Below are 3,826 nucleotides of genomic sequence, written 5' to 3' on the forward strand. Positions count from 1 at the left end.
GCGCGGTAGGCTGCCGATCCGTGGATGTCGTGCAGCATGGAGCCGGCGTCGACCTTGATGTCTGCAACGGCGTCCGGCGACCAGTTGGCGGCAAGCGCCGCTTCCATGCCGTCGACCCGGAAGACGCCGTAGTGGCCGGCTCCGGTGACCGCCACCCGGACCGAGCCGTCCTGGTGTCTGGCCACATACACACCGGCCATGGCATAGCGCGAGGCCGGGTTCGGATACTTGGCATAGGCCCCCTTCTCGATCAGCGGGAAGCTCACCGAGACCACGATCTCGTCTTCATCCAGCGCCGTGTCGAACATGCCGACGAAGAAGTCCTCGGCACTGAGCGAGCGCTTGCTGGTCACAACCGTTGCCCCCAGAGCCACAAGCGCCGCCGGATAGTCCGCCGCCGGGTCGTTGTTGGCGACCGAACCGCCGATCGTTCCCATGTGCCGCACCGCCGGATCGCCGATCCCGCCTGCAAGACCGGCAAGGCTCGGCAGCTTCGCCTTTACAAGATCGGACGAGGCAACCTCCGCATGGGTCGTTGCCGCCCCGATCGACACACTGCCATCGCCCTCGCTGATGCCGTTCATCTCGGCAACCTTCGTCACATCAACAAGATCGCTCGGCGCAGCAAGCCGCTGCTTCATCGTCGGCAGAAGCGTCTGTCCGCCCCCAAGAACCTTGCCGTCATCCGCCTTCGACATCAGATCCGATGCTTCGGCAACAGAACCTGCGCGGTGATAAGTCGTTTCATACATACCGGGTCTCCCCTAAATCTTCTTGTCCCGTGAACGGGCAGGCCCGGCCTGCCCGAAGATGTCTCGAACTCACTCGGCGGCCTGTCTCACCGCGCCCTGGCATAGCTGCCAAACCTTCTCGGGCGTTGCCGGCATCGTCAGATCATTCGATCCGAGCGCATCCGTGATCGCGTTGATCACCGCAGGCGGAGACCCGATCGCACCGGCCTCACCGCACCCCTTCATCCCAAGCGGGTTGCCCGGGCAAAGCGTCTCGTGCGTCGACAGGTTGAACGAGGGCACATCATCCGCGCGCGGCATCGTGTAGTCCATGTAGGACGCCGTCAGAAGCTGACCGTTCTCGTCATAGGCCGCGTTCTCCAGAAGCGCCTGACCGATCCCCTGAACAAGACCGCCATGCACCTGGCCTTCCACGATCATCGGGTTGATCACCTTGCCGAAGTCGTCCGCCGCCACAAAACTCACGATTTCCGTCTGGCCCGTCTCCGGGTCGATTTCAACCTCGCAAACATATGTGCCCGCCGGGAACGTGAAGTTGGTCGGATCATAGAACGCCCCCTCCTTCAGACCGGGCTCCATGCCTTCAGGTAGATTGTGCGCCGTATAGGCCGCAAGCGCCACTTCCGTGAACGAAAGCTTCTTGTCCGTGCCCGCAACCTTCAACTCGCCACCCTCGATCTGGATGTCGCCCTCGGCAGCCTCCATCAGGTGCGCCGCGATCTTCTTCGCCTTCGCTTCAACCTTGTCCAGCGCCTTCACGATCGCAGACATGCCGACTGCGCCCGACCGGGACCCGTAGGTGCCCATGCCGAACTGGACCTTGTCCGTGTCGCCATGCACGATCGAAACCGCATCGCTGTCCAGACCGAACCGCTCGCTGATCAGCTGCGCAAACGTCGTCTCATGACCCTGGCCGTGACTGTGCGAGCCCGTCAGAACCTCGACCGTGCCCACCGGGTTCACCCGGACCTCGGCTGATTCCCAAAGACCCACACCGGCCCCCAGAGACCCCACCGCGGCTGACGGCGCAATGCCGCACGCCTCGATATAGCAGGAAAGACCGATGCCGCGCAGCTTGCCGCGCGAGGCAGCCTCAGCCTTGCGCGCCGCAAAGCCCGCATAATCGGCAGCCTGAAGCGCCGCATCCAGCGTCGCGTCATAATCGCCCGCGTCATAGCACATGATCACCGGCGTCTGATGCGGGAACTCCCGAACGAAGTTCTTGCGCCGGAAGTCCGCAGGAGACAGACCCACCTCACGGGCCGCAGTCTCCATCATCCGCTCGACAAGATAAGTCGCCTCCGGACGCCCCGCACCCCGATACGCATCAACTGCCGTCGTGTTGGTATAAACCGTCTTCACATTCGCATGGATCGCCGGAATGTTGTACTGGCCAGACAAAAGCGTCGCATAAAGATATGTCGGCACCGAAGAGGAAAACAGCGACATGTAGGCGCCAAGATTGGCGATCGTCTTGACCCGCAATCCCGTGATCCGGTTGTCCGCATCCAGCGCAAGCTCCGCCTCAGAGACATGATCGCGACCATGCGCATCCGTCAGGAACGCCTCCGTGCGGTCCGACACCCACTTCACCGGACGGCCGACACGCTTCGACGCCCACAAGCACACCATCTCTTCCGGATAGATGTAGATCTTCGACCCGAAGCCACCACCCACATCCGGTGCGATCACCCGAAGCTTGTGCTCAGGCGCGACATTGTAGAACGCCGACAGAACAAGACGCGCAACATGCGGGTTCTGCGAGGTCGTATAGAGCGTGTGATGCTCTTCCGCATCATTGTAGCTGGCAAGCGCCGCCCGAGGCTCCATCGGGTTCGGAACCAGACGGTTGTTGCGGATCTCCATCTTCGTCACATGCGCGGCACTCGCAAAGGCCGCATTCACAGCAGCCTCGTCGCCGATCTCCCAGTCGTAGATCAGATTGCCTTCCGCTTCCGGATGGATCTGCGGTGCTCCGGGCTCAAGCGCCGCAACAGCATCAACAACAGCCGGAAGCTCCTCGTAATCGACAACAACCGCATCAGCCGCATCGCGGGCCTCCGCCTGCGTATCGGCAACAACAACCGCAATCGCCTGACCGACATGACGCACGACTTCCGGCTCAAGAGCCCGCCAGCCGCCCATCTTCATCGGCGTCCCGTCCTTGGAATGGATCATCCAGCCGCAGATCAGATTGCCAATGCCGTCACCGACAAGCTGGTCCCCCGTCAGAACCGCATCAACACCCGGCATCGAAAGCGCCGCACTGGCATCAATCCCCAGCACCTTCGCATGCGCATGCGGCGAGCGAACAAAAGCCGCATGGCCCATGCCAGGCAGAACCATGTCGTCCGTATACTGACCCTTGCCGGTTATGAAGCGCTTGTCTTCCTTGCGCAGCGCACGGGCGCCGATCCCCTCAATAGCCATCTTCTCTCTCCCAAATATCAGCTCCGGGTACTCCACCCGTTCGCGCCGCGTCCTCCCGGCCCTCGGTGAGCTGATTGGTCCTAAACTGCCTCACGCGCCAACCCGGACACGCATCGAATTCCCAAACCAGGCCGCCTATTCAGCAGCCTGAGACATCCCCGCCATCTGATCCGACGCCGCCTTGATCGCCTTGACAATGTTGTGATAGCCCGTGCAACGGCAAATGTTGCCCTCAAGCTCATCGCGGATCGTCGCCTCATCCAGATTGCCGGCACCATGACGGTTGATCATGTCAACCGCACTCATGATCATCCCCGGCGTGCAAAAACCGCACTGAAGACCGTGATGCTCCCGAAACGCAGCCTGAACTGGATGAAGCGACGTCGCAGTCCCGATCCCCTCAAGCGTCACCACATCCGAACCAGACGCCTGAACCGCTAGCATCGTGCAGGCCTTAACCGCCTTGCCGTCAACATGAACAACACATGCACCACACTGAGACGTGTCACAACCAACATGCGTGCCCGTCAATCCACGAACATCACGTATGAACGAAACAAGCAAAGTACGGTCCTCAACATCCGATGAAACCGTCTTCCCGTTCAAGACCATCGATACCTTCGACATAAAATCCTCTCCCTAAT

At 61.2% G+C, this 3,826-nt stretch carries 3 protein-coding genes; all 3 read right to left on the reverse strand.

Features of this window, described 5'->3' with window-relative positions; genetic code table 11:
- The coding region (locus LA5095_RS31655) for an FAD binding domain-containing protein (RefSeq protein WP_055391963.1) at positions 1-752 on the reverse strand (752 nt) is incomplete at its 3' end.
- A gap of 69 nt (positions 753-821) precedes the next feature.
- Positions 822-3,182 (reverse strand): xanthine dehydrogenase family protein molybdopterin-binding subunit, encoded by a 2,361-nt coding sequence (locus tag LA5095_RS31660; protein ID WP_055391964.1) that lies wholly within the window; start codon positions 3,180-3,182, stop codon positions 822-824.
- Between the two features lie 135 nt (positions 3,183-3,317).
- Entirely contained in the window at positions 3,318-3,809 is a 492-nt protein-coding gene (locus LA5095_RS31665; protein ID WP_055391965.1) for a (2Fe-2S)-binding protein, read from the reverse strand.
- Positions 3,810-3,826: the final 17 nt, after the last annotated feature.

The organism is Roseibium album, from assembly GCF_001404515.1.
Classification (GTDB): Bacteria; Pseudomonadota; Alphaproteobacteria; order Rhizobiales; family Stappiaceae; genus Roseibium; species Roseibium album.

Bases quoted from the DNA above. Each gene is read 5' to 3' on its own strand.
- LA5095_RS31660 (WP_055391964.1), bottom strand. From the start codon at position 3,182: ATGGCTATTGAGGGGATCGGCGCCCGTGCGCTGCGCAAGGAAGACAAG.
- LA5095_RS31665 (WP_055391965.1), bottom strand. From the start codon at position 3,809: ATGTCGAAGGTATCGATGGTCTTGAACGGGAAGACGGTTTCATCGGAT.